The sequence below is a fragment of the Rhizobium sophoriradicis genome (assembly GCF_003939025.1).
Classification (GTDB): domain Bacteria; phylum Pseudomonadota; class Alphaproteobacteria; order Rhizobiales; family Rhizobiaceae; genus Rhizobium; species Rhizobium sophoriradicis.
Genome location: NZ_RQIH01000020.1, coordinates 27,515 through 49,695, shown reverse-complemented (window position 1 = coordinate 49,695; position 22,181 = coordinate 27,515). Strand labels below are relative to the sequence as shown.

The following is a 22,181-nucleotide window of genomic DNA, read 5'->3' as shown; positions in this document are numbered from 1 at the left end:
GGCACCAAACTCCTTGACCTTCGGTCGAGGAGCCTGTGGCGTATGTCCAGGTTCCTCGGAACTAAAGGCCATAGGGCCGTCTCGTACGGTGTTCTAACTCCCCGATCAGTGGGTTGAGCGAGTTATTCCGCGGGGGCGTACCGCGTGAAACTCTCCACACGGGGTGTAGTCCATGAATCATTTTACAGCAGCCCTTCAAGTCCGATCGTCGAGGCGAGCGCGGGCCGCGCAGAATATTGCGCGTGCGTCGGTGCATCCGGTAGACCTGCATGTCGGGCAGCAGATCCGTATTCGCCGGTTGCAATCGAATGTATCGCTGGGCGATCTTGGCGCCGGCATCGGCGTCAGCTTGCAGCAGGTTCAGAAATATGAAAGCGGCAAGAACCGCGTTAGCGCTTCCATGCTCTATGAGCTTGCCAATTGCCTCAAAATTTCTGTTTCGATGTTTTTCGAAGGCCTCCCAGATCCCGAAAGCTTTCAGGACCAACAACTCACGACGGAGATTGATGAGAGGATTGCTTACATTTCCACCGCGGAAGGACGACGGCTGGTAGAAGACGTTTTGCTCCTTTCCCCACGTGTGCGCAGTCGCGTCGTCGCCCTCGTCAGCTCGATTGTCGACGAAGAGACGCCTGAAAAGACTGATTTTGATCGCTAGGAGAACAACAGGAAAAGGCGGCAGGAGAGCCAGCCAGTCGTTGACTTTGGGTAACCGTCTGCCGCGCGTTCTGCTTTCGCATCTACAAGGCGATCCGCCCGATGTCATTCTCCCGAGATAGCACTGTGCCAAAACCGGCACTGCGGTCGGCAAGATCGTCAAGGATATCTGCCGCCATTCTGCCACCGGCAAGCACAGGGAAGGGGAGGCGATCGTGTGCAGGATTGGATAAAGCCTCGGTTCCCCCGATCACAATCGGGCGCAAGCGGATATTCTCCAGCCGTCCGCTAGATTCAAAATTGCAGGTCGCGATGACGCTTCTCCACACCTCCGGCGGGCTCCATTCCTGTTCGTCCTTTTCCGTATGGAAGAGGAAGTTGCCAAGGCCGTAGAAAATTGGCGTATTCCGATATATCTCGACCGCTTGAAGGACCGGAGCGCCATGGCTGACAAAGAGGCCTGCGCCCGCGTTCACGCAATCGTGCGCAAATTCCCGGACCCAGGCGGGGACTTGCTGCCAGTTCGGCTCCCAATGGTGATGATGCAAATACACGATGACGAATGTATCGCGGCCCGCTTCTTCCGCAATCGCCGAAAGGTGAGCCGAGGCGCTGTGCCGGTCCACCACGATGCGGCGAGCCGTCTCATCTGATCTGCAAAACACGGTTCCATAGAAATCAATTTCGTCTTGGCCATGAAGATCAGGCGGATCCTCCGGCTGGGCATAATTCGCGCGCTCCAAGGGCGAACTTAGAAGACGCTCCTGGATGGAGCGAAGCAAGTCGAATGTTCCCGCTTCCAAGTCAAATACCCTGGAGACTTTCAGACTATTGATGCCGGGCCTTGCTATCCTGCCCTCAGTTGCGTCCTCAGCGTACATGAAAGACGGGCCTGGCCCAGCGTCCATGGCAATCAGCGCAACATTTCGGGATCCGAACGTCATTTTCTGTGCCGTGGAAGCGTGATGCTTGTTGTGGCCGATGCCGGCATGCAGGAAATTGTGTGCCGCAACCTCCTCCAGCGTCGAGAGGATCCCCGGCGGTCCAAGATCGAAAGCATGGTTGTTTGCCAGAGCCAGGCTATTGAAACCGAGCTCCTTCAACGCCGCCAAGACATCCGGCGCTGCAGCGCCGAAATAGCTGCCTTTGAGCGGCCATCCACCATGACGACCATAGATAGTCGTCTCGAGATTGGTGAAGGCAACATCGCTTGCTTTGAGGATCTCGGCGATCTCAGCGAGCCGTGGATCGCCGATCGCTCGAAGATCATGACGGATGAGCGACTGGCCGGTGACAGCAATGGAAAAGGGTGCGGACATATGGTCTACCTTCGATCTTTGGGACTGCCGACTGCTCACGCGCTATGGCTTCGGGGGAAATGCGTGTCGTAGAGCCAGTGTCTAGTTCGATGTCTGCGGCGAAACATCGATCTTGAACCATTGCTCGCTCAGCCGCTTCAGGGTTCCGTCGCTCGTGGCGGCCTCGATGGCGCTATCGAATGCCGCAACCAGTTCGCCGTCGTCTTGCCGAAGCCCGACGCCGACACCCGGGCCCCACAGGCCACCGGAGAGCCGCGGGCCGTAGAGCGTTGCAATCCCGCCATCCGTGCTGTCGAGGAAGGCTTTCCAGGTGAAATAGTCGGCAAGGCCGCCATCGATGCGCTCAGCCACGAGATCGAGATGCATGTTGTCCTGGGAATCGTAGCTCCTGATCGTCGCGACCTTTCCGAACAGTTCATTGAGCACTGCTTCCGAATTCGATGATCGCAATACGCCCAAAGTTCTGCCGTTGAGAGCGGCTCGAAGCTCCTCGATCTTTGCCTGCTTTTCAGGGTCGATAGTTGTGAGGTCGAGCTCGGCCAACGTATCCGTGGGCGGAAGATTGAGATCTTTGCGTATGACAACTTGGTTGAAACCTCCGGCGTAGGGCTTGGAAAAAGCGATAGATTTCTTCCGCTTCTCAGTTATCGCCATCCCCGACATGATGGCATCGAACTTTCCAACGGTGAGCGCCGGTATGATTCCGTCCCAGTCCTGAGGCACGAAAGTGCACTCGAACTTCATCCTCCGGCAAAGATCGCGGCCGACGTCGATGTCAAAGCCGGCGAGCTCCCCTTGGGGGGTGATGGCATTCCAGGGCGGCGAAGCACCTTCAGAGGCGATTGTCAGTGTCTTCCTGTCCATTGCTCCCGCGTTGTTGGCGCAGACGACAAGAGACAGGGCAAGCAGAAGTGTTCGTTTCACGACGATGTTCCTTTCATTGCTGAGTTTGATTGTTGGCGTCCGGGATGTGGGCTGGCGTCAAGTTTCAGCCGAGGCGAGAGGCGGCTTTCCGTTCGCTCTTCGAGGTACAGGTTGCGCCGGCGGTGGACGGTTTGCCGTCGGCGTCCAACGCGTCTCCAGCATCTGGAAACCTTGCGTGATCAAGAGGGTAAGCAGCAGATAGAAAGCCCCCGCGGCAATGAAGACCTCGTATGGGGCGAATGTCTCCGACACCAGCTGTCGGGCGAGCCCGGTCACCTCAAGCAGCGTGATGGTGCTTGCGAGGGAGCTTGCCTTCAGCATTCCAACCACCTCATTTGCATAGGCGGGAAGAGCGATCCTGAGGGTCAAAGGGAACACGATAAGACGGGCAGTGTGGAAACGGGAAAGGCCCAAGGCTTTGGCCGCTTCAATCTGCCCACGCGGGACCGCCTGGATCCCGCCGCGCAGAACTTCTGTCGTATGGGCGGCGCTGTTCAGGGTGAAAGCAATGAAGGCGCACCAGAATGGCTCTCGCATCACGGCCCATAGAAAGCTTTGGCGGACGAGGGGAAGCTGGCCAATCCCGTAGTAAATCAGGAAAAGCTGAACCAGAAGTGGCGTGCCGCGGAACGCATAGGTATATGCCAGCACGGGCGCGGAAGCCCACGGATTTGATGATGCCCGTAGGAAGGCGAGCGGGACCGAGACGGCGAAGCCTGCGGCAAGCGATGCGAATGTCAGAACCAGAGTGAGAAGAAGGCCGCGGGGAAGGGTGAGAAACGCTTCAAGCGCGATGGTCATGCTCATTGCCTCAACCTTTCATCGCCGGGAGCGAATAGCGGCGCTCCAATAACCGGAACGAAAGAAGCGACAGGCTTGTGAGGGCGAGGTAGATTGCAGACGCTGCGAGATAGAAGGGGAGCGGAGCGCGCAGTGAGCCCGCGCCAATATAGGCGACGCGCATGACGTCCGTCAGCCCGACGACAGAAATCAGCGATGTATCCTTTATCAAGGAGATGCAAAGGTTACAGAATGCCGGCAGAGCAATCGGGATCATCTGGGGAATGATGATCAGAAACCAAATCTGCGCGTTCGAAAGCCCGAGCGCCGCTGCAGCCTCTCGTTGGCCTGGTGCAACCGCGTTGATCGCACCACGGAATATTTCCGCGGCGTACCCACTGAACACGACGGTCAGTGCCGCGACACCGGCCGCAAATGCATTAATCTCGATGTAGCCACCGGCAATCGCGCTCAAAAGGGCGGTTCCGCCGAAATACGTTAGGAGGATGATCAGAAGTTCCGGAACACCCCGGATGATGCCCGTGTAGCCCCGCATGCACGATGAAACCGACTTGCGGGTCGAGTTGCGGAGAACGGCAATAAGCAAACCTAATAGGGTCCCGAAAGCGCAGCTCAAGGCAAACACTAAAAGTGTGTTTTTCAATCCAGATAAAAATTGATCTACAAATGCGTACAATGAAAGTCTCCAATATTCTAGCGAGCGCACCGAAATCGGAAAGGTATTCTCCCGACATATACTAAGAGCTTGCCGAGATTTAACCGAGGGTAGATTGGATTTATTAGCTTAACCAGCGCTCTAAGTTTGGCGTATGTCAAAAATATACTTTGACTTGCCGCCGTCAATTTATAAGATTCAGGAAGTTTTGATAAGCGCAACTTATGAGGCGCGTCGCTCGACCACGATTGAGATTCCCGGCCATGGAAATCACCGACTCCGGAGTGAAGATCCGCCACCTTCAAATATTGCGGGAGGTTATGCGCGCCGGCTCGGAAAGGCTCGCAGCGCAGATGTTGCGAATAACCCAGCCGGCGGTCAGCCAAAACATCAAGCAGCTAGAGGAGACTGTCGGCTTCGCGCTCTTCCGCCGGGAAAACAACAGGTTGATCCCCACCGTCAAGGCATGGGAATTTCTGCGCACAATCGACGCGGCGTTTGCCGGACTTGATCGGATCGGACCGTCAATCGACTTCCTGCGGAACAACGATACGCGAATGATCGGCATCGCGGCGCCAAGCACTTTTTCCTTCGCGACCTTGCCGAAAGTGGTCAAAAGGATTCGGGAGAGAAGCCGCTCTTACGCCGTTCAGGTGAAAACAGGCACGTATGAGCAGATTGCAGATCATGTGTTAAACGGCCGCTCGGATCTTGGCATCTCCCGATTGCCTATTGATGAGCGCATTCTTGATTGGGTGCCGGTCGGCTCGGCCACCAACGTATGTCTTTTTCCGGTCAACCATCGATTTGCGGCACAGCAGCTTGTCACTGCCGAAGATCTTGCCGGTGAGGCGATCATTGATATCGACCCGCAATTTGCCTCTCACCAAATGAGCGTCAATGCCCTTCGGTATATGGGAACCGCTCCTGACATCGCCGTGGAATATGACGCCAATGGCCACGACATCGGCTATGTCATGGCAGGGATCGGCGTTTCGATTACGAACGAGATCATCGCGAGAGAATATGCTGACTTCGGCGTCGCGTTCCGCCGATTTCATCCAGGGGCAATATATCACTACGTCGTCGTTTGGCAAAAAGATCGAAAGCTGAGTGATAGCCTAAGATTTGCATTGGAAGAGATAGTCGCGGCTTTGACAGATCGGGCTGCTTGACGATCGCATCGAGGTATGACCCTCGTACCGGAAAACAGATGTTGCGAGTTCATGCTGAACCGCGAGTTGTGCGCGTAAGCTTAGAGCGGGATGATTTTAGGTAGACCCGTGAGAAGGATTCCCTATGACGCAAATCAGATTCATCCTTCTGGCCGGTCAGGAGGCTGAGCTGGATGGCGAGACCTGTTTCGAATAACCGCGAGAAGTTGTAGAAGCGGTGATACAGGAGGGGTGTGGTGCCGGGCGGCGTCCAAGCGCTTCCGCATTGGCATCAGCATCGCGATCGATTGGGTGCGGCGCGTGACGCGACGGACAGCGCAGCCCGGCAGGATGAGTAGCCACAAGCCGCGAACGGCGGTGGCTTACCTAAGCCACCGAGCAGATAGTTGCGCCATATCGTAGAAGAACATCGCGACAATCGGAACTGCGTCGGTTGGCAGAAGCGGACCGGTTGTTTGTGCGATCATTGGTGCCATGTTCTCTTTAAGTGATTCTGCAGTTATCTTAAAATGGCGGATGACACTTCAATTGGACGCAATATCGACTAGAGCAAATCCTGTTCAATCCGGGTCATATCCAGCAGCCCTGAAGTAGTTTGCGCATTCTGTCGGCGTGAAGCGGAGCATCAATGCGCCTAGGACGTCCCATAGAGCATCGATCTTTCGTTCCGCGCCCTCCGTGGTTGACTGCGGCCCCTAAACCGGGACCGCGTGCCGGTGGTGACGGAAGCTATGAGATCACATGCTCAATGCGCTCGAGGTGGTGCTGAGGCACGATCTGAAGGGGTTCCTCGGCCGCTGCGATTTCCTCGACCGTAAGTCCGGTGGCGATGGCCAGGTCCTCAAGGCTGTAGCCCTTCGCAATCCTGGCTTCGCGGCGACGAGCGGCTGCGGAGGTGTTGTCGGCGGTAGCAAATTGATCCATTCCAAACTCCAAATCACGTTGATGTAGCGGCTGAGGGGGATCTGTCCCCGATGGGTTGGCTCCTTCGTGGTGCCGACTCGGTCAGAGGTTAGCCGCAACCTGCCGAGCCGCTTGGTTTCTCTTCGCAGACGCTCTTGCGTGGCTTCCGCCGCGATCTTGTTCTGCGTTCGGATGCCGAGCGCTCCTGCATTAGCGCTGTTGTTCTAGTCCTGCTTTCTATGACAATCAATCCATGGGTTTGCTCATAGGCACACGACGAGCCGTACCAACTGCCTGGGAAGAATTGTCCGCTACTGATTAACTGCGGTCGCAGATATGCCTTGCGCGATCTCATCGTCGAAGTGAACCATCTCGCCCGAGGCCATGTGCAGCGCGTCCGCGACATCGCCGAAGCGCGCCTCACCATAACGGAGGCCGGAACTTATTGAATCGGCGCCCGTTCGTAAGGACCGACATTAGGAGGATCTCACCATGGCAACGACATCCAAAGCCCGCAGCCAGGATCGTGCTCGCGTCGCAGGTGGTCAGGATCACGAGGTGAAGTACGAAGCCCGGAAGGAAGGCATTTCCAAGGAAGCGGTGAAGAAGACCGTGAAGAACGTAGGCAACAGTCGCAAGAAGGTCGAAGCCGAACTCGACCGGCACTAATCCGGGTTGGAGAGTTCAACCGTGAGGGTCCGCAGCCATAAAGTCAGCGGCGGAAACAGCCGCTGAAAGTCTGGCTCCGACGGATCATAACGCTGCGGCGGAAGGCGCCTGACTGCAGGAGTTGACGACCCCGCAGGAAGCGTTTCGGAGCAAGGCTATCGAAGCTGCGGGATACAGCGCCGTCGAGCAAAGCCAAAAGTATTGGGACGCCGGAGCGTTTCTTGCAAAGGGGCGGAGCCGCATCGCATGAGGAAGGGGCTGGCGAGCGAACCCAACGAGCTCCAAAGTCGCGATACGCGACGGCGTCGGCTGACTTTACCTGCAGAACAGAATTCAGAGGCCGACAGACCGTGGGGCACCGCGTGCGGACGCCGGTCCCGACCGGTTCGTTCAATCGACTTCTAGAAGCTGCCATCCCGTTTTTGGGACCGGCCAGCATCGTCGATCTTCTCGTGCTCACTGCGCTGAATAGGAAGCGCGGTCGGTATTAAGCCATTCTCCCGTAACGCCAAAGGCGAGCGGCGGAGCGCCGATCAATCGCCCGAGTCGGGTCTCCAGTGTTTGAAACGATGCTCAGGGAAGCGGTCGACGTGAACCTCGCTTAAATCCTGCGGAGTATTCCATTGCCGACATGCCAGTCGATCAGATCCCGAAACAGGCTTAGCGAGTGCCACGTGCATCGTCGTCCCGATGTGGACTGTAGACTAGCTTCCTGCATAGGGCGATGCGATCCTGAGTTGCGTTCATGTGTCCTCTCCTTCGCGACGGAGAGACCCTAAGCTATGCCGACTAGGCGGCCGCTATGGTGCCGGAAACGTTGGCAAAGTCGGTTAATCGGCATAGTTTGCTGGTCAGCATAAACGTGCTTTTGCCGCGCGCGGCAAAATGCAGTTTGAAGCAGCGTCGCGATCGTCGCCCAAGTCCTGCCGCCGCCTTCCGAGCCGGGTTCATAATGCCGGATTTCCGACGTTTGAAGCAAGGGTCACCTATCCCTTCCATCCACTGGTTGACCAAACCGTCTTGGTAACCGGCAGCCATGAGCACGAAGGCGTTCACTATCTGCTCATTCTGGCACACGGTGGTTCATTTCAAATTCCGGCATGGATGTTTGATCCTGCGGCAAGTTCGATCGAGATCGTAGCTGCGCCGCGCCTTTCGGCAACCAAAACTCGTTGAACTGCGCGCCAAGCTTTGTTGCCTGACTATTCCGTTGCGGTCGCTGCGGTCGCCGATTGCACATTCAATACTCCGGGAAAGGCGGCAATACGCAGCGATATGTTTGTCGCGGCACGTTCGGCGCCACGGCGGTCGGCAACTGTATCGGGTTCGGCGGCATGCGGGTCGATCGGGCCGTGGCGCAGGAGGTGCTCGAGCGATTGCAACCTCTGGGAATCGAGGCGGCCTTGCGGGCAATGGAGGCGCACACGCAGCGTCATAGCGACAATCAACAGCAACTCGAGAACTTAATCAAGCAAGCACAATACGAGGCTGCCAGGGCGCGCCGCCAGTATGATGCTGTCGATCCGGGCAATCGGTTGGTCGCCGGCGAACTGGAGCGGCGCTGGAATGAGAAGCTGATCCTATTGCGTGATCTCGAGGTCCAGTTCGAGATGCTCTCGACCGACCGTAACACGCCTGCTTTATCGGCCGACGACCGTACAAGATTGATGATGCTCGGTAGCGATCTATAGTAAGGCATGGGACAGGTCCCGACGCGTCTAACGCGAAAAGATCATTCGGCTGCTGATCAAAGAAATCATTGTCGATACCGTTGACGACACATTGGCGCTCGTCATTCATTGGCAGGGTGGCGATCACACCCGGATGACGGTGAAGAAAAACAAGATCGGCCAGACCCGCTGGGCAGTTAAGGCTGATGTTGTCGATCTCGTTCGCAACTTGGCGAGGCAGTTGCCCGATTTGTCGATCGCAGCGATCTTGAATCGATCCGGCAAGCGGACAGGGCATGGCGCCAGCTGGACGCGAAGCCACGTCTGCAGTCTTCGCAACATCCACGGCATCTCCGTCTATCGAGAAGGTGAACGGGCCGAACGCGGTGAGAGAACCCTCGACGAGGCCGCCGACATTCTAAAGGTGAGTCGAGCTACCGCCTACCGGATGGTCAGCAGCGGTGTCCTTCCCGCTCGCCAGTTATGCACCGGAGCGCCGTGGATCATCCAGCTTTACATTTCTCGCAAATGTCGGGCATCCGCCACTTTTGTCAGGTTTGTCGTGATTGGAACGTTTTGTTCGCCGGTCTCTCCGTCAAATACACATCAACCTGCCCTCAACCCGCCCATTGATAAAAGAAAATCATCTTCTTGGCGCGTCGGAGCAGTTGGCATGGTGTTTGCTGATCCCTGGTTACAAGCGGCAGAAAGCAGTCTGCATTATGCCGGTTCATGAAACGAACGGAACGGAGGCCACCTGACCGTTCGTCATCGGATCCGCGTTCTACCAAGCGGCCATGCATAGTCCGCCGGCGGAAGGGTCAATCCCGATGTCACAGCTTGCAACCAACTCAAAGAGAAGGAAAATGCAATGACCAAGATTTCCGAAAGATCCTTTGAAACGATCGAAAGCCCGGGGTCATCGCCGCTCAAGGTGCCAGATCAGTTCGGCGCATCTGTTGAAAAGGGGAACAAGAAGGTGACAGAGGCTTTTTTGAAATTTGCGTCCGGCGCTGAAGCGACACAGAAAATGCTGCCTCCGATCCTCGAAACGACAAGTCTATTCGGCAACGAATTGTGGTGGAAGACGATCGCTGCACTGCAAGCCGACGCCGAGGCCGGCTTCTCACATTTGCAAGCTTTGCTGGGCGCGAATTCGCCGTCGCAGATCCTCGAACAGCAGTCGACCTTTTTTCGCAAGCGGGTTGAGACAAGTTTGCAGCACGCCAAGGAAGTCCGGGTGCTCTCAAGCAGGGCGGTGGAGGAAATCTCAAAGCCGGTCAAGGATGCTTTTGACAAGGTGCTGACGGACCTCAAGGCGACGTAAAAGCGGACTCGCACTTAAATCGCCTGGACTGATCGGGGGCGGCCTACCTTATTCATGGACGGAAAAGATGGTGACGGGGACCATCAGGTCGGGAGAGAGCTGGAAAGTGTGTCCTGCGATCTCGGTAGCTCCAGCTAACAAGCTCCTGAAAACGGATCGCGGGCGGCCGGCGTGACATATTGGACGGTTTGAACTGGCGAAGAACCCACCAGCTTGGTATCTAACCACGTAGGCGGCAGGCGGCAGGGAAGTGGTAATGGATTCACACAGGGACATAGCCGAGCGGGTCATCGCGCGTTGGAAGGCGCGAAGAATCCGGATCGATGAAGACCCGGGTTTCATGGAACCGGTCGCTCTTTGGACGGCAGGGTCGATTGCGTCCGGTGAAATGCGCCGCCGGTATTCGGCGCTCCAGCGCGAGCGGTCGCTGTCCAGGTCAAATCCACTTGATGTGTATCCCTGCGACGAGGGGGCGGAGGTCGATCATCGATCGATTGCGATTCCAAACGACGAACCAGATGAACGGGGAGGTCTCGGACTGCCGGCGCAAGGGTGACTCTTACAAAGGGCTCAGCACGCACCATTTCCTGGCGAGCGCGAACTTCACGAAACAGCGGGTCGACAAGCGCTGCGTCGCGTTGTGCATATTCTCGGGAAGAGTCCGAAAAATCCTTGCCACGAGCCGCAATGGCTGGCGGCTCAGCAAGGTAGAAGGTGAGGAGCGGCCGGCGGTACTGAGTCAACATCTTTATCAACTGTGGGCGTGTCGGCTCAGGGCATCTTCAAGCATGGCAAGGCGGTCGCTGCCCGCTATACAGGGTGCATCGCTAATGCCGAGCTTGTCGGCAGCATCTTCAACGCTGAGTCCCTCAGTCTCGTGCGCCCAGCGTCCGACAAGTTATTGTCTTCCATGGGAGTCCGGCTTGCGCAAATTGCCCCCGATGAAGGTTGGTCCGCCCGGGTCTTCCGCATGGAAAACGCGCGTTGCCTCAAAAACGCCGGTGCGCCATGCATAGGTCGTATCGTCGATCATCTGCGGCAAGACCTCCTGGTTTGTCCAACGACCGTACCATTTGGTGACGATGCGGGCGACTTTGGCGACGAGCGCGGTACTCATGCGAAGGTTCGAGTGTGCATCGAACATCTCCGGCGCCAAATAGCATCGAGACCTCGTTTGGGCGAAAGGTTATTCCTTTGCTGCAAAGCCTAGCTCAACGCGGCTGACATCTAAGATCGCCCGAAGGACGTCGATGCCGAATTTGAGGCTTTCCACCTCGACATCCAGCGAGATGCCCTCGGTGACTGTGCCTTTTGCGTTAGCGATTACCACCTCCTCCAGGTCTTCGAACCACTGAGGACTGTTCCCTTTGTGAAGCTTCGATAGTTCCGCAATCGCGACACTAAATGCCGATTGGACCGCGATTAGAGCGGCGCCGAGCTTTCGTTCGTCTACACCCGAGATGCAAACAATGGGGCTGTTTTTCTCATCCATGGGCTGTTCCTCTGCTGGCTCGCCACGAAACCCTATTTCAACTAATAGGCGACAGAGTCGTCGATCGCCGACGAATGCAAATAGGCCCGTAGGCTGGAGTCTCGGGTAGTTAGATCAACGAATACGCGATGCTGGGGGTGGACCATGTGGAAATGGTGGATGCGCTTGAGGCCTGTTGAAATCTGGGTCCAGCTTCCGAACGTTCCAACCGGCGGCAATGCCTCTAGGCCGTAAGCGTCGCACCTCCTGGTACGCGATAGCGGGTAATCCTTTGTACGAACTGGCTCGCATGCAAGGTCGCCCGAAGGACACAAGTGCCGAGCCTGGGCTTTCCGGCCATAGTCTTCAGTGAGACGTCTGTTGCTTCCACAACTCAACACATTCCGGCGAGCGGCATAAACCTGCAAACTCATTGTTTTTGATCCGCACGCGTCATACCTGGCCTGCACCCCACCGCCATGGCTTCGGCAAAAGGCCTTTTACTCAAAACGCAGGGATCTAGTTTGGCCCGTTTGTCAGGCAGCATCACAAAAAGATCTGCGGAAGGCTCGTCCCGCTTTGCGCGCTCAGGTGCGCCCGCAGTCGATCTGGCAGCGGATTGTTATTCAGGTACACTTTGCAATGAGGCGGAAGCTGCGACAGAATGTACGGCAGTGCAGTTCGCCCGTCGCCAAGTCCTCTCAGGTTGTTTCCACGAACGCTAAGCTCCTCCAGCCCCCTCGGCAGGTTAGGGGGCAGGTGGGTCAGTTCATTACTGTCGGTGCTGAGCCACTTTAGGGTGGCCGGGAGGTCCTCGGGTAGGCTAGTCAGTTCATTGTGAGGGACTTCGAGCCGCGTGAGCTTTGCAGGAAGGCGCTCGGGCAGGCGAATTATATTATTGAGTTCGGCGCGGAGATCCGTCAATTCGAGGGGGAGATTCTCCGGCAGGTGCGCGATTTCGTTGCGGGTGACATGAAGCTCCCTGAGCTCAGGCGGCAGGTTATCGGGCAAACTGGTCAGCCGGTTGTGGTTGACGTAGAGATACTTTAGTCCGGAAGGAAGCTCGTTCGGCAATCTGGTCAGCCGGTTGCCGTCGACGTAGAGCGTCTCGAGCATGTCCGGAAGAACCTCAGGCAGCGTGGTCAGCTGGTTGTCGCAGGCAGAGAGCTTTCGCAGACCGGGCGGGAGGTTGTTGGGCAGCCTGCCCAACCGGTTGTCATTGGCGTTGAGCCGCTGGAGGCCGGCCGGTAAGGTGGGGGGCAGTGCCGTTAGGGACAGCGATGTTAAGTTCAGGGGGGCACGAAAATTGCGGGTTTCCGTCCAGGCCTCGATCCGTGCCATTGCCTCGTGCCGGTCCTCGTCCTGCTCCTGCTGCCCGTCTTCCGCCCAGGCCAGTAAAATTTCTTTCAGTGCCGCTTCGCTGGACGAGGAGCCAGTCAAGCCTTCAACCCAGTTAAAGGTGTCTTCACCGCCTTGTTCGGAACTATTGCCAACACGCCCCTGCCTTCTGCCGTACATTGCGTCGTTCCTTAGGTCATTGCGTCACTGCTGATGTTACTTCCGTCGCGACCTTTCCTTCCAATACCAAATTCGTATCCCGTTATGCTTCGGGGGCATGGCCAGCGTCCTTCCTCGAGCTGGACAGCGCATGATTTTTATCGCGACGTTGAACAATCCCACCATTGACATGCTGCGCAAACTCGGCCTGACAGGCATGGCCAGCGCCTATCAGGAACTCGAAACGCAAATAGAAGCGAGACACCTTCGAGCATGGTGAAAGGCTTCGACTGCTGCTCGAGGCGGCCACGCTCCGCCAGAAGCGCTTCGAGGCGAGAGCCCGCCCTGCAAAGCAGCGCTGTAACGCCAAGATCGAGAACGCTGATTTTTGCGCCGCCCGCGCCCTGATCGCAATTTCGTGACGCCGAGTGATAAAGGTATTTCATCCCCATCGATGGGCTATACACTAGTTCCCGCTTGGTGGAGACCTAAACCAGACGCATGCTTTCGGCCGATTTCGCGTGGCAACTCCATCTAACTGAGGCGCAAGTTCCCGGAACAAACGCTCACGCGCGATAACCTTTCCTCATTTTCGGGCAATCTCGCAGTGTCACGTTGATTTGGTAGGTCAGCTTACGACGCCGACGCCGTTACGCTTTTTCTCTACGCCTGCAGGGCCCTGCCGACTTAAAGGCAACGACTTCCGGACAGCCGAGGCCGAGAACCAGTTCACCTTGACATCGTGTCACTCTGGCGTAACAGGCGGCAGCCCGAGTGTCGCAATAAGCTTCATTATCGACGGCGTGGGTGGACCCGGTGTCGGCGGCGGCATGGAGACGATAGACCCGAGCCGCGGAGGCGTTGCCATAACGCCAATCATCGTGCCGATAATGGCGATCCCATCGCCGCTGATTTCGATGGCCTGCGGGCCGGTTCTGCCCGATACTACAAGGCGGATCTTGTCGGGTGTTACCTCGACGCGGCTACCTAAGGCCGCTGCGGCAGGGGAGTCGGGCGCGGCGCCGCCCGAGGTCAGGAGGAAGTGTCTCTTGACGTCGATGCTGTAGATGTTCCCGACCTCGACGGTATGATTCTTCTGGGCCTTCAAATAGACCTCCTCACGGCCCTGCTTGTCCTCAAAGCGCAGTTCATTGTAGGCATTAGCGGCGCCGCCATCGGTATGCGTCCGGAAGGTCGACCGCGTTTTGTCAGTCGGCAGGGTTTCAGGCGGCAGATTTGAGCCATTGTATACGACGCCGGTCACCAGGGGCGTGTCGGGATTGCCGTGGATGAAATCAACCACGACCTCATGGCCGATCCGTGGGACGACCAGGTTGCCAAAACCCTTACCAGCGAAGTTCTGGGCCACCCGAATCCAGCAGGAGCTGTTCTCGTTCTTTCCGCCTTCTCGGTCCCAGAAGAACTGAACCTTCACACGGCCGTACTTATCCGTCGCGATCGACTCGCCCTCGGGGCCCACGACGACGGCCGTCTGCGGTCCGTGAATCAACCGCGCCGGTGTGCGGCGCCTCGGGCGGTACTGGGTGGTCGCGGGGATAATCTCCACGTTGCTGTGATAGAGGAACCGCTCGCCCTTCCCCCCCACGGTGTCCGCAGTGAGATCGTCCCCCACCTCACCGATGACAGTGAAGTCCTGTCCGATTGCCAGAAAGCGATCGGTGGGTTTCGGCCGGGAACCGATCTGGCCGTAGTAGAAGGGATTTGCGGCCTTGAATAATGACCCGGTCGTTATCTGGCGCGCAGTGCTTTCGATCCGCGCGCGATAAGCGTTGCAGGCGAGTTCCTCGGCACGGATGGTGGCGTAGAAATCGCCATCGCTTTTTTTTGTATACTGGCCTGGATACTCGAAGACCTCCCGCATTGCCGTGCAGCCGCTGCTTGCCGACGAGGTCTCGCCCGTTCTGACCGCCACGCTCTCCCGCGGTCGGGTGATGGCGCTTCCCGTGAGCTTGCATGGCGGAATGCCGCCTGTCCTCACGGGAGGAACACGCGCGACAGACGTCAGTTCTGCCATCGGCTTCTCATGGTCATAGTCCCTGAGAACGACCTTGTTCGGCTGTAGCGATACGACCTCGTCCCAATGCAGGATGACATCTTCTTGGTAAAGACTTCGGGCAGGCCTGAGATTGTGGTGGGTCTCTACGATCTCAGGCGTGCAGGCCATGTGACTCGCGGCGTTGTCGACCAGCACCAGGTCATGTTGGTCCTCAGCATGTTCAAAATAGTAGTAGATGCCGTCCTGCTCCATGAGGCGGCTGACGAAGGCCAGATCCGTTTCATCGTACTGGACGCAATATGGGCGCTGTGGGAACCGTCGGGCGGTCTGATTCTTGAAATTGCCTCTATGTTCTCGAAAAATCGTGGTGATGATCTCGATGCTCGTCTTGTTCTGAAAGACCCGACTGTTAGAGCGATGCTCGAGCAATGAAATCCACGGCCGCACCTGCGCCACGTAGTTGAGGTGCTCGGTATCGTCGAGGCCGAGATATTGGAAGCGCGTAACAACACCGTTGAAGAAGCGCGTTTGCGAGTCCTTGAGCTTAAGGCCGATTGTCAGGCTTTGACCGGGGATCGTAGCAAAGTTCTGAACTGGATCGCGGCTGGCGAGCTTCACCTCGTAGAGGAAAGGTTCCCCCAGTCGCTCGGTGCCACTGAGCCGTCGGAGAGAGATTTCATTCAACTCGGACGCGGCCGAAGTGACCGCAACAAAACGATTGTGCCTTAAGAGACTCTCGATTCTTGACTCGACCATGGTGGTGTGTGTTCCGCAGATTTGATGAGAAGGCGCGGTTGCGCCCGATGGCGTGAGTAGGATGCTGCCGAAGCCATCGGCGAAGATGCAGAAAAGCGTTTATTTCGTGCATCGAAATCGCCGACCGTTGCTCAGCCAAGATGTCTTGCTGGCCCGCATCGTCAGAGCCAAGCGGGGGAGGGCGGGGCGAAGAAAGCGTGTGGGTCTCTTGGAACTCACCCACGCTAAGTCCCACCCAAATCTCGCCATGCGGCCTTGTAACATCGATGAGTCGGCGGATTCCGGCGGTGCTAGCGACGACGTGTCTCCTGGAAGATTCAACCAGGCCCAGGGCGCAGCGCCCGAGCGGACAACCACGGTGGTCGAGTTTCGCCGCGATCGTCGGCTCGATCGGCCTCTCCGCTGCTGAAGCCTCAAGGGCGTCAAAATGGCGAGAACGTTCCAAAGAGGCGTCACGGCGAATTTTGCAAAGGGCCTTGGCGGTCCCATTGCAGTTTGCGTTGAGCTTACTGAAGAGAGTCGAGCTTCCGATGCTTGTCATAACGGGCCTTCCAAGCCGCCGCCCGCCGTGCCGCCGCACTTGGTATCGAGGTTACGTGGGCCATTCATCCGTTCCAGATCGATCTCGCCAAGGAGATCTTCTCCCCGCCCGAAAAGAAGGTCGAGCGGGCCCGCCGCATCATGGATGTCCGTTTCAGGAGAGTGCCATGCGGGAGCCGGTGGGCCCCGGTCAGTCGGGGTAGTCGTCAAGTCATCGGCGTGCTGGCGCGTTTTCCGCTTGCCCATCCAACTGGACCATCCGAGTCTGCCGCAGCGACCCAACTGCACTTCCGGGACCTGCTCCTGACGGAGAACGAGGTTAATCTCCCAGTCAAGTTCATCTCCAAGGTAGTTGCAGATGATCTCCGCTATCGACTTAAGGCCGGGAGCTGCGGGCAGAAGCGATTCGTAATGAGCCAGGCTGAGGGGACCCACAATGAGTCGGAACCGATGGTGCCACACTCTGACCCTCGCACCTGCAATAGCGTTGCCGTTCAGCGTGCCCGTGGCCGGGTCGCGGCCCAGGAGGCAGAGCGATATGCGGGGCAGATCCACCCATTTTGGGACAAATTCACGGATATCAACCGGCGCCTCGACGAAGCTGGCGAGGATGGCAGCGAGCCCCTCGGCGTTGCGGGTGTGTGAGGCGAGACGGCCGGTGAAGTGGAGTTTGGCCAGATCAGGCATAGCATCCCGCGCGCGCAGGGAGGTCATCCCGAAGCCGGCTAGCGCGCCGAGCTGAAGGGCAAATCGATCTTCTTGTGGCCTGTCATAGCTCACGGTCGGTTCGCCCTCCGCCCATGCGCGGAAGAAGAACGAGGCCATTCGATGATGAAAGGTATCAGCAAATCGGATCAGCGTCTCATCCGCGGCGTTGTGCTGCCGGAGAAGGGCGTACTCCGTCAGATGCAATGGGAGGGGACCGTGGGGTCCAAACAAGCCGAAGGCGTAGGTGGAGATTACGGGGTCGTTCTGCTCGTGCGCAGTCACGCCCGCGATCGATCGAGGCGGAAATGCAAGGGAGGGCTGCTGGGCGATCCGCACGCGATCCAGGCTGGGACCGCTCGATTCTCCCAGCCGAGGCCGATCTGAGCAGATTGCATCGATCCGCCGCAGAGCCTGGAAGAAGTCGCAGGCATGCGGTTCGGCCCTGAGCGAGCTTAGGAAGTCGCCGAGTGCCCCCGAAATCAAAGGATCGCCCGGCGGCCGGCCATCGTCGGCCATCGCATTACCTCCCCGCGCTGTAGCGTCGAGACGACCATCTCGGTGAAGCTGTTGATGGATACGTATTTCGCGAAGAACTGGTTGAGCACGGAGGCGAGCGGAAAGATGCCAACGCCTTCGAAGGCCGCTTCGTCCAGGATGATACCAACCTCAATCCCACGTGCTACGGCGGCTTGTCCACCGCTGGACAATCGCCTGACCGCAGGCCTGGACCGAATCTCCCGGATCCCGTCGATCTGCCGTGAGGCGAAGGCATTGACTGGATCGACGTAGAGGCGGAGGAGTTCACGCAGCGCTTCTGCGCCCCGGTGGTCGTTCCTATCGGAATTGCTGATCGAGAGGTAGTTCAGTGAAAGATGGCTAATTAATCGCCAGGTGATATCGCCATTGGCGAAGGAGTGGCGCGGTCGGCTCGGGGGCGATACGCACCGGGTGGCGGTAACTGGAGCGCCGATTTCCAGGGTGAAGTCTGTCTTGTCCCGGCCGATCGGCAGCAGCAGCGCCAGATCCCGGTTCGAGCACAGGCAGTTTACAGACAAATGCCGGAGTTCCGCCGAATAAGGAGCCGCCTGGCGATCAACTAGAGAAACGAACGTTTCGCTGCCGATGTAGCCAGTCCGCGCGCCATTTAGACGCTGGTGCTCCGACATGAGGCGCTGCTCCCGGCGGATCGCGTAGTATCTGGAATGCTGCTCCTCCTGACCGTGCGCGCTGATGCTATAGAACGGGTAGAACCTCACGGGAGCCGCTTCGTTTTTCGCCCCGTCTCCGCTCATTTCGAGGATCGAGTGGACCTCAAAGTCGAGCGGCCTCATCCTGTCAACAATCACATGATGCTCGGTGTTCTTGTCGCTCACGTGGACGAGATCTGCCTGGCGTTCGAAGAGATTAATCGCGGGCGTTGCGAAGAGAACGATATTTTGGGGTCCGAGCTGTCGTTCCAGCCGTGGCTCGACTCGTCTGAGTGCGAAGACGATCTCAAGGGTCTCGGCAGTTGACAGGGCTACTGCGTCTGCCAGCCCGCTAACCTCGACGAACAACGTCCGCTCCGCGAGGGCGAAATACTCCTGTAGGAGACGGTACCCGTCGAAAGAGCGTGGCACCTCGGGCAGGAGAGCACAGCTCGGCTCCAAACCGCGTTGCTGCAGCGCATGAACCGGAATCTTTTCCTGCCAAGGGATAGGCCGGCCGACCGGACGGGCTATGATATTGCATGCGTCACCGAGAAGCTGTTCGGCGAGTGCGGCGCCGATGCCACCGGGGCCTGTTAGGTGCAGTGTGAGAGCCTCTAGTCCGAGTTTATTGAACGGCATGCCATTGGTGGTGCGAAGGCGTAGTCGCAAAGCAGCCTTCGCATCTTGCCGGGCCGGAAGATCCAGTGCGGCGATCTGCCCCGGCGTCGAAAAATAATCGGCAGCGCTCACCACAATTGGCCAGAGATGCACATCATGGGCCGTGCGGAACTCGCAATGTGTGACGGCGCCCGGAGCAAGACGGCCCAAAAGCTTGGTTTCCCGCGGCACGAGGTATCCATTTTCAAGTGGTCCGGCATCCTGGTCGGGCTCGAAACGGACGATCGTCATCGAGGGGAGCGGCGGTAGAAAATGCGGATAGACCATCTCCAGGAGGTGCTGGGTGAATTCCGGAAAGCGAGACTGAAGCTTCAATTGCACCCGCGCCGCCATGAAAGCGAAGCCTTCCAGAAGCCGCTCGACGTAGGGGTCGGCGACCTCCGCTGATTCCATCCCGAGCCGGGCGGCGACCTTCGGGAATGCGCGGGCGAACTCGGCCCCCATCTCGCGCATATAAGCAAGTTCGTCGTTGTACAGTCGCAGGAGCCGGGGATCCATCAGCTTATCTCTGTACCGAGATGAACGCGGGCGGATTCGAGCTCGGAATCTACCTCCGTACGCATCACCATTCGCACCGGCAATGGCTGCGCCCACAGATCGGCTTCGATCCTAAAGCGAAAAGTGCCGCAACCCTGACCATCGTCCAGGACCGTGACCTTCAGGGTGTCCGGTAAGAGACGCGGCTCAAAGCGCTGAAGGCTCTCGATTATCGCTTCGCGCAATGCGCTCTTATCCATGCCTTCGCGAATTTGTCCGCTGAGAGGCCAGGCACCATAATTAAGTGCACTGGCCGCTACGTGAGGGTACGCTTGTAGATCTACGGTTGCACCCAGTTGATTGGTGTTCAACAACCAGGAAACATCGCGTAGAATCACCTCTTCCAGTTGGCGAACAGAGAAGCTGCGCTTGTCCTGCGCTTCACACGAGCTGCGCGGCTCATCGTCCGTAAGCCGGTCCAGGAGGGATGGTTGCACGAGATCCCGCTTAACATCTCTGCCCATGTTACAATCTCCAGGTGCAATAGCGACGAGTCGATCCGTCGTTTTCGCGCGCAGCCCCGAATATTCCCGGGTTGCCGATGGCCCCATCAGCCGACGAGCCTATTGAAGTCGGTGCTGTTCGCGATTTGGTTCCAGATGCCCTCGCCAGCTTTGGTAAGAGCGCCTTTTTCATCCTGCCTGTAATAAATGACCTTGCAGGCGCCGAACCGGAATGTGATCGTCTCCTCGGGGGCGTCTTCCGCATAGGACCACTCGACCTTCTCGACTACCAGCATGTTGAAACTCCAGTGCAAGAACAGGTTCGATTCTGATGTAGCTTGTCCGCTCCCCGTCGCTTTGAAAAGTTTCAGTTCGACGCTATTGAAGTGGGCGCCGCGACCACAGGCAACGTACAGAGAGGGCGATGACGTATCCACCTGCTTCTTGATAGTGAAGACCTCGAATTCGGCCTTGCCCGCGCCCGCCCCGGCGGTATGAGGCCCAATGTTCAGCTTGTTTTCGAGTGAAAAGCTCCATTCGTCCGCTAGGGTGATGCCGTCCTTTAGAATGATAGATTCGCCCTTGGGCAAAATGCCGTCCTTGGACGCTTGCGTGAATTTTATAACCGCGTCGAACGCCATGATGGACTTTCCTTTTCTCGTTGATCTGATTGGGCCTGGATTGCATCGGCCAGCCCAGGGCAGCTATTCCGGAGTTTTGGCGCCGAGAACGGAGCACAATCATCTGCGGGTTTTCTCAGTCCTTGCGGGCGGATGGCAGGCGCGAGACCAGTCTCAAAGAGATGGTTAGGCCTTCGAGCTGGTAGTGTGGCCGCATGTAAAATCTCGCAACGTAATATCCGGGATTATCTTCGACCTCTTCCACCTTGACCTCGGCTGAGGAGAGCGGCTGCTGTGCCTTACTCTCTTCGCTCCCAAGCTCGGGCGAGGGGTGGACATAGCCCTGAATCCATTGGTTGAGCCACTCCTCGACCTCGTGGCGCTCCTTGAACGTGCCAATCTTGTCCCGGACCATACACTTCAAATAATGTGCGAAGCGGCAGGTTGCGAAGATGTAGGGTAGCCGGGCACTGAGTTCGGCGTTCGCTGACGCGTCGGGGTCTTCGTATTTGACCGGCTTGTTAATAGTTTGAGCGCCAATAAATACGCCGAGGTCCGTGTTTTTGCGGTGCAACAGCGGTAGAAGACCGTTTTTGGACAGTTCGGCCTCACGGCGGTCGCTGATCGCGATCTCAGTGGGGCATTTTAGGTCGACGCCACCGTCGTCGCTGCGGAAGGTATGTACCGGCAGACCCTCGACCAGGCCGCCGGATTCGACGCCACGAATTCTGGAGAGCCAGCCATAGAGCTTGAACGAGCGCGTGATATTTACGCCCATGGCGTAGGCTGCGTTCGTCCAAAGGTATTTCTCGCTGTCGCCGCCGTCTGTGTCCTCCTCGAAGGCGAATTCATCGACCGGGTTGGTTTTGGCCCCGTAGGGCAGCCGGCCAAGGGTGCGTGGTAAGGTCAGGGCCACGTATCGAGAGTTCTCGCTCTCGCGGAACGCTCGCCAAGGGGCATGTTCGGGCGTGAGGAAGATTTTTGTGATGTCACGCGGGTTCGCAAGCTCACGCCAAGAATCCATCTGCAGCAGATGTGGTGAGACGGCAGATATAAGCGGTGAGTGGCTCGCCGCCGCGATCTGCGCCAGTCCCGAAAGCAACTCAACGTCCGGTGGGGTATGGTCGAAATAGTAGTCGGCAATCAGGCAGCCATAGGGTTCACCGCCGATTTGGCCGTATTCGTCTTCGTAAATTTTTTTGAATAGCGGACTCTGATCCCAGGTGATACCCTTATATTTCCGCAGAGTTCGGGACATCTCCACCTTTGAAACTGGGAGAACGCGAATCTTCAACGTTTCATCGGTTTCGGTGTTGCTGGCAAGGTGATGCAAGCCCCGCCAAGCTGATTCCACGCGCTGGAAATTTTCGTGATGGAGGATCTCGTTGAGTTGTGCAGAAAGCTTCTGGTCGATCGAAGCAATCATTGCTTGGATAGTCGTGACGACATCGTCGCTGATCAGCGACGTGTTTTGAAGTGCCTGCTCGGCCAGTGTTCGGACGGCACTCTCCACCAAGTCACGGGAGTGGTCCGAGCGGATCTTGAACTCGAATCGAAGCATGCGGGTGAAATCGCCGAGATCAACGGTGGCGACCTGTACATCTGTGGCATCTGCAGGCATCAT

22 protein-coding genes and 4 pseudogenes are annotated in these 22,181 nt (G+C 57.6%); 10 read left to right on the top strand and 16 right to left on the bottom strand.

The genetic code is table 11. From position 1 onward, the window contains the following. Window positions 1-172 precede the first annotated feature (172 nt). Complete coding sequence (locus EFR00_RS27905) at window positions 173-658, top strand: helix-turn-helix domain-containing protein (RefSeq protein WP_077991382.1); 486 nt, start codon at window positions 173-175, stop codon at window positions 656-658. Window positions 659-740: 82 nt separating this feature from the next. Here the strand turns inward: EFR00_RS27905 and EFR00_RS27900 are convergent, their stop codons facing one another. The 4 genes from EFR00_RS27900 to EFR00_RS27885 all read right to left on the bottom strand — a co-directional run bounded on the left by EFR00_RS27900 (window position 741) and on the right by EFR00_RS27885 (window position 4,377). Further along, complete coding sequence (locus EFR00_RS27900; RefSeq protein WP_077991385.1) at window positions 741-1,976, bottom strand: CapA family protein; 1,236 nt, start codon at window positions 1,974-1,976, stop codon at window positions 741-743. An 81-nt stretch (window positions 1,977-2,057) separates the two neighbouring features. Beyond that, on the bottom strand, window positions 2,058-2,900 hold the full coding sequence (locus tag EFR00_RS27895; RefSeq protein WP_011053397.1) for a transporter substrate-binding domain-containing protein: 843 nt from the start codon (window positions 2,898-2,900) through the stop codon (window positions 2,058-2,060). Window positions 2,901-2,957: 57 nt separating this feature from the next. Beyond that, window positions 2,958-3,707, bottom strand: a complete 750-nt coding sequence (locus EFR00_RS27890) for an ABC transporter permease (RefSeq protein WP_016737468.1) — start codon at window positions 3,705-3,707, stop codon at window positions 2,958-2,960. A gap of 4 nt (window positions 3,708-3,711) precedes the next feature. Beyond that, the gene (locus tag EFR00_RS27885) at window positions 3,712-4,377 is read right to left on the bottom strand and encodes an ABC transporter permease subunit (RefSeq protein WP_077991388.1); all 666 of its coding nucleotides are present in this window, start codon (window positions 4,375-4,377) and stop codon (window positions 3,712-3,714) included. Window positions 4,378-4,619: 242 nt separating this feature from the next. Between EFR00_RS27885 and EFR00_RS27880 the strand changes: the two genes are divergently transcribed. Then, window positions 4,620-5,531 (top strand): LysR family transcriptional regulator, encoded by a 912-nt coding sequence (locus EFR00_RS27880; protein WP_029875814.1) that lies wholly within the window; start codon window positions 4,620-4,622, stop codon window positions 5,529-5,531. Between the two features lie 173 nt (window positions 5,532-5,704). Beyond that, window positions 5,705-5,882: pseudogene (locus tag EFR00_RS33735) on the top strand (IS630 family transposase); the annotation flags it as partial. A gap of 209 nt (window positions 5,883-6,091) precedes the next feature. Here EFR00_RS33735 and EFR00_RS27875 read toward each other — a convergent pair. Both EFR00_RS27875 and EFR00_RS27870 read right to left on the bottom strand, forming a co-directional pair. Further along, a pseudogene (locus EFR00_RS27875) lies at window positions 6,092-6,202 on the bottom strand (IS630 family transposase); the annotation flags it as partial. Between the two features lie 58 nt (window positions 6,203-6,260). Then, complete coding sequence (locus tag EFR00_RS27870; RefSeq protein ID WP_010068053.1) at window positions 6,261-6,455, bottom strand: hypothetical protein; 195 nt, start codon at window positions 6,453-6,455, stop codon at window positions 6,261-6,263. Window positions 6,456-6,926: 471 nt separating this feature from the next. Here EFR00_RS27870 and EFR00_RS27865 point away from each other — a divergent pair, with 471 nt between their 5' ends. Beyond that, window positions 6,927-7,103: a DUF3606 domain-containing protein gene (locus EFR00_RS27865; protein WP_004668584.1), complete on the top strand. Its 177-nt coding sequence runs from the start codon at window positions 6,927-6,929 to the stop codon at window positions 7,101-7,103. 789 nt (window positions 7,104-7,892) lie between these two features. Here the strand turns inward: EFR00_RS27865 and EFR00_RS27850 are convergent. Further along, window positions 7,893-8,159 carry a hypothetical protein gene (locus tag EFR00_RS27850; RefSeq protein ID WP_237358605.1) on the bottom strand — a complete coding sequence of 89 codons (267 nt, stop codon included), beginning with the start codon at window positions 8,157-8,159 and terminating at the stop codon, window positions 7,893-7,895. Here EFR00_RS27850 and EFR00_RS33730 point away from each other — a divergent pair. The 4 genes from EFR00_RS33730 (at window position 8,124) to EFR00_RS27825 (ending at window position 10,100) form a co-directional block, all read left to right on the top strand. Beyond that, the gene (locus tag EFR00_RS33730) at window positions 8,124-8,279 is read left to right on the top strand and encodes a hypothetical protein (RefSeq protein WP_245435277.1); all 156 of its coding nucleotides are present in this window, start codon (window positions 8,124-8,126) and stop codon (window positions 8,277-8,279) included. The genes EFR00_RS27850 and EFR00_RS33730 overlap by 36 nt on opposite strands. Before the next feature lie 56 nt (window positions 8,280-8,335). Further along, a complete protein-coding gene (locus EFR00_RS27840) occupies window positions 8,336-8,794 on the top strand; it encodes an ATP-binding protein (protein ID WP_077991390.1) in 459 nt (152 codons plus the stop codon). A 91-nt stretch (window positions 8,795-8,885) separates the two neighbouring features. Then, entirely contained in the window at window positions 8,886-9,509 is a 624-nt protein-coding gene (locus tag EFR00_RS33725; RefSeq protein ID WP_245304434.1) for a helix-turn-helix domain-containing protein, read from the top strand. 135 nt (window positions 9,510-9,644) lie between these two features. Continuing rightward, a complete protein-coding gene (locus EFR00_RS27825) occupies window positions 9,645-10,100 on the top strand; it encodes a phasin (RefSeq protein WP_077991393.1) in 456 nt (151 codons plus the stop codon). An 898-nt stretch (window positions 10,101-10,998) separates the two neighbouring features. On the opposite strand, the gene EFR00_RS27810 is transcribed toward EFR00_RS27825, so the two are convergent. From EFR00_RS27810 to EFR00_RS27800, 3 genes are all read right to left on the bottom strand, one after another. Further along, complete coding sequence (locus EFR00_RS27810; RefSeq protein ID WP_245304464.1) at window positions 10,999-11,217, bottom strand: lysozyme family protein; 219 nt, start codon at window positions 11,215-11,217, stop codon at window positions 10,999-11,001. Window positions 11,218-11,286: 69 nt separating this feature from the next. Next, window positions 11,287-11,592 (bottom strand): hypothetical protein, encoded by a 306-nt coding sequence (locus EFR00_RS27805; RefSeq protein WP_004680432.1) that lies wholly within the window; start codon window positions 11,590-11,592, stop codon window positions 11,287-11,289. Between the two features lie 525 nt (window positions 11,593-12,117). After that, window positions 12,118-13,089: a leucine-rich repeat domain-containing protein gene (locus EFR00_RS27800; RefSeq protein WP_064842651.1), complete on the bottom strand. Its 972-nt coding sequence runs from the start codon at window positions 13,087-13,089 to the stop codon at window positions 12,118-12,120. A gap of 130 nt (window positions 13,090-13,219) precedes the next feature. Between EFR00_RS27800 and EFR00_RS33970 the strand changes: the two genes are divergently transcribed. Then, window positions 13,220-13,348 (top strand): hypothetical protein, encoded by a 129-nt coding sequence (locus EFR00_RS33970; protein WP_010068000.1) that lies wholly within the window; start codon window positions 13,220-13,222, stop codon window positions 13,346-13,348. Window positions 13,349-13,813: 465 nt separating this feature from the next. Here EFR00_RS33970 and EFR00_RS27795 read toward each other — a convergent pair whose 3' ends face one another. Next, on the bottom strand, window positions 13,814-15,841 hold the full coding sequence (locus tag EFR00_RS27795; protein WP_077991395.1) for a type VI secretion system Vgr family protein: 2,028 nt from the start codon (window positions 15,839-15,841) through the stop codon (window positions 13,814-13,816). Window positions 15,842-16,390: 549 nt separating this feature from the next. Between EFR00_RS27795 and EFR00_RS34100 the strand changes: the two are divergent. Continuing rightward, a pseudogene (locus tag EFR00_RS34100) lies at window positions 16,391-16,528 on the top strand (CoA ester lyase); the annotation flags it as partial. A gap of 105 nt (window positions 16,529-16,633) precedes the next feature. Here EFR00_RS34100 and tssG read toward each other — a convergent pair. The 5 genes and pseudogenes from tssG to tssC all read right to left on the bottom strand — a co-directional run. Then, window positions 16,634-17,605, bottom strand: a pseudogene (gene tssG, locus EFR00_RS27790) (type VI secretion system baseplate subunit TssG); the annotation flags it as partial. After that, window positions 17,569-19,455: a type VI secretion system baseplate subunit TssF gene (gene tssF, locus EFR00_RS27785; RefSeq protein WP_077991400.1), complete on the bottom strand. Its 1,887-nt coding sequence runs from the start codon at window positions 19,453-19,455 to the stop codon at window positions 17,569-17,571. The pseudogene tssG and the gene tssF, both read right to left, overlap by 37 nt. Next, window positions 19,455-19,958 (bottom strand): type VI secretion system baseplate subunit TssE, encoded by a 504-nt coding sequence (tssE, locus tag EFR00_RS27780; protein ID WP_004680427.1) that lies wholly within the window; start codon window positions 19,956-19,958, stop codon window positions 19,455-19,457. Before tssE ends, tssF begins: the two co-directional genes overlap by 1 nt. Window positions 19,959-20,044: 86 nt before the next feature. Beyond that, a complete protein-coding gene (locus EFR00_RS27775; RefSeq protein ID WP_064842664.1) occupies window positions 20,045-20,578 on the bottom strand; it encodes an Hcp family type VI secretion system effector in 534 nt (177 codons plus the stop codon). 115 nt (window positions 20,579-20,693) lie between these two features. Then, a complete protein-coding gene (gene tssC, locus EFR00_RS27770; RefSeq protein ID WP_077991402.1) occupies window positions 20,694-22,181 on the bottom strand; it encodes a type VI secretion system contractile sheath large subunit in 1,488 nt (495 codons plus the stop codon).

Coding starts and splice junctions, on each gene's coding strand:
- EFR00_RS27905 (WP_077991382.1), top strand. CDS start 173: ATGAATCATTTTACAGCAGCCCTTCAAGTCCGATCGTCGAGGCGAGCG.
- EFR00_RS27900 (WP_077991385.1), bottom strand. CDS start 1,976: ATGTCCGCACCCTTTTCCATTGCTGTCACCGGCCAGTCGCTCATCCGT.
- EFR00_RS27890 (WP_016737468.1), bottom strand. CDS start 3,707: ATGAGCATGACCATCGCGCTTGAAGCGTTTCTCACCCTTCCCCGCGGC.
- EFR00_RS27880 (WP_029875814.1), top strand. CDS start 4,620: ATGGAAATCACCGACTCCGGAGTGAAGATCCGCCACCTTCAAATATTG.
- EFR00_RS27870 (WP_010068053.1), bottom strand. CDS start 6,455: ATGGATCAATTTGCTACCGCCGACAACACCTCCGCAGCCGCTCGTCGC.
- EFR00_RS27865 (WP_004668584.1), top strand. CDS start 6,927: ATGGCAACGACATCCAAAGCCCGCAGCCAGGATCGTGCTCGCGTCGCA.
- EFR00_RS27825 (WP_077991393.1), top strand. CDS start 9,645: ATGACCAAGATTTCCGAAAGATCCTTTGAAACGATCGAAAGCCCGGGG.
- EFR00_RS27810 (WP_245304464.1), bottom strand. CDS start 11,217: ATGAGTACCGCGCTCGTCGCCAAAGTCGCCCGCATCGTCACCAAATGG.
- EFR00_RS27805 (WP_004680432.1), bottom strand. CDS start 11,592: ATGGATGAGAAAAACAGCCCCATTGTTTGCATCTCGGGTGTAGACGAA.
- EFR00_RS27800 (WP_064842651.1), bottom strand. CDS start 13,089: ATGTACGGCAGAAGGCAGGGGCGTGTTGGCAATAGTTCCGAACAAGGC.
- EFR00_RS33970 (WP_010068000.1), top strand. CDS start 13,220: ATGATTTTTATCGCGACGTTGAACAATCCCACCATTGACATGCTGCGC.
- EFR00_RS27795 (WP_077991395.1), bottom strand. CDS start 15,841: ATGGTCGAGTCAAGAATCGAGAGTCTCTTAAGGCACAATCGTTTTGTT.
- tssF (WP_077991400.1), bottom strand. CDS start 19,455: ATGGATCCCCGGCTCCTGCGACTGTACAACGACGAACTTGCTTATATG.
- tssE (WP_004680427.1), bottom strand. CDS start 19,958: ATGGGCAGAGATGTTAAGCGGGATCTCGTGCAACCATCCCTCCTGGAC.
- EFR00_RS27775 (WP_064842664.1), bottom strand. CDS start 20,578: ATGGCGTTCGACGCGGTTATAAAATTCACGCAAGCGTCCAAGGACGGC.
- tssC (WP_077991402.1), bottom strand. CDS start 22,181: ATGATGCCTGCAGATGCCACAGATGTACAGGTCGCCACCGTTGATCTC.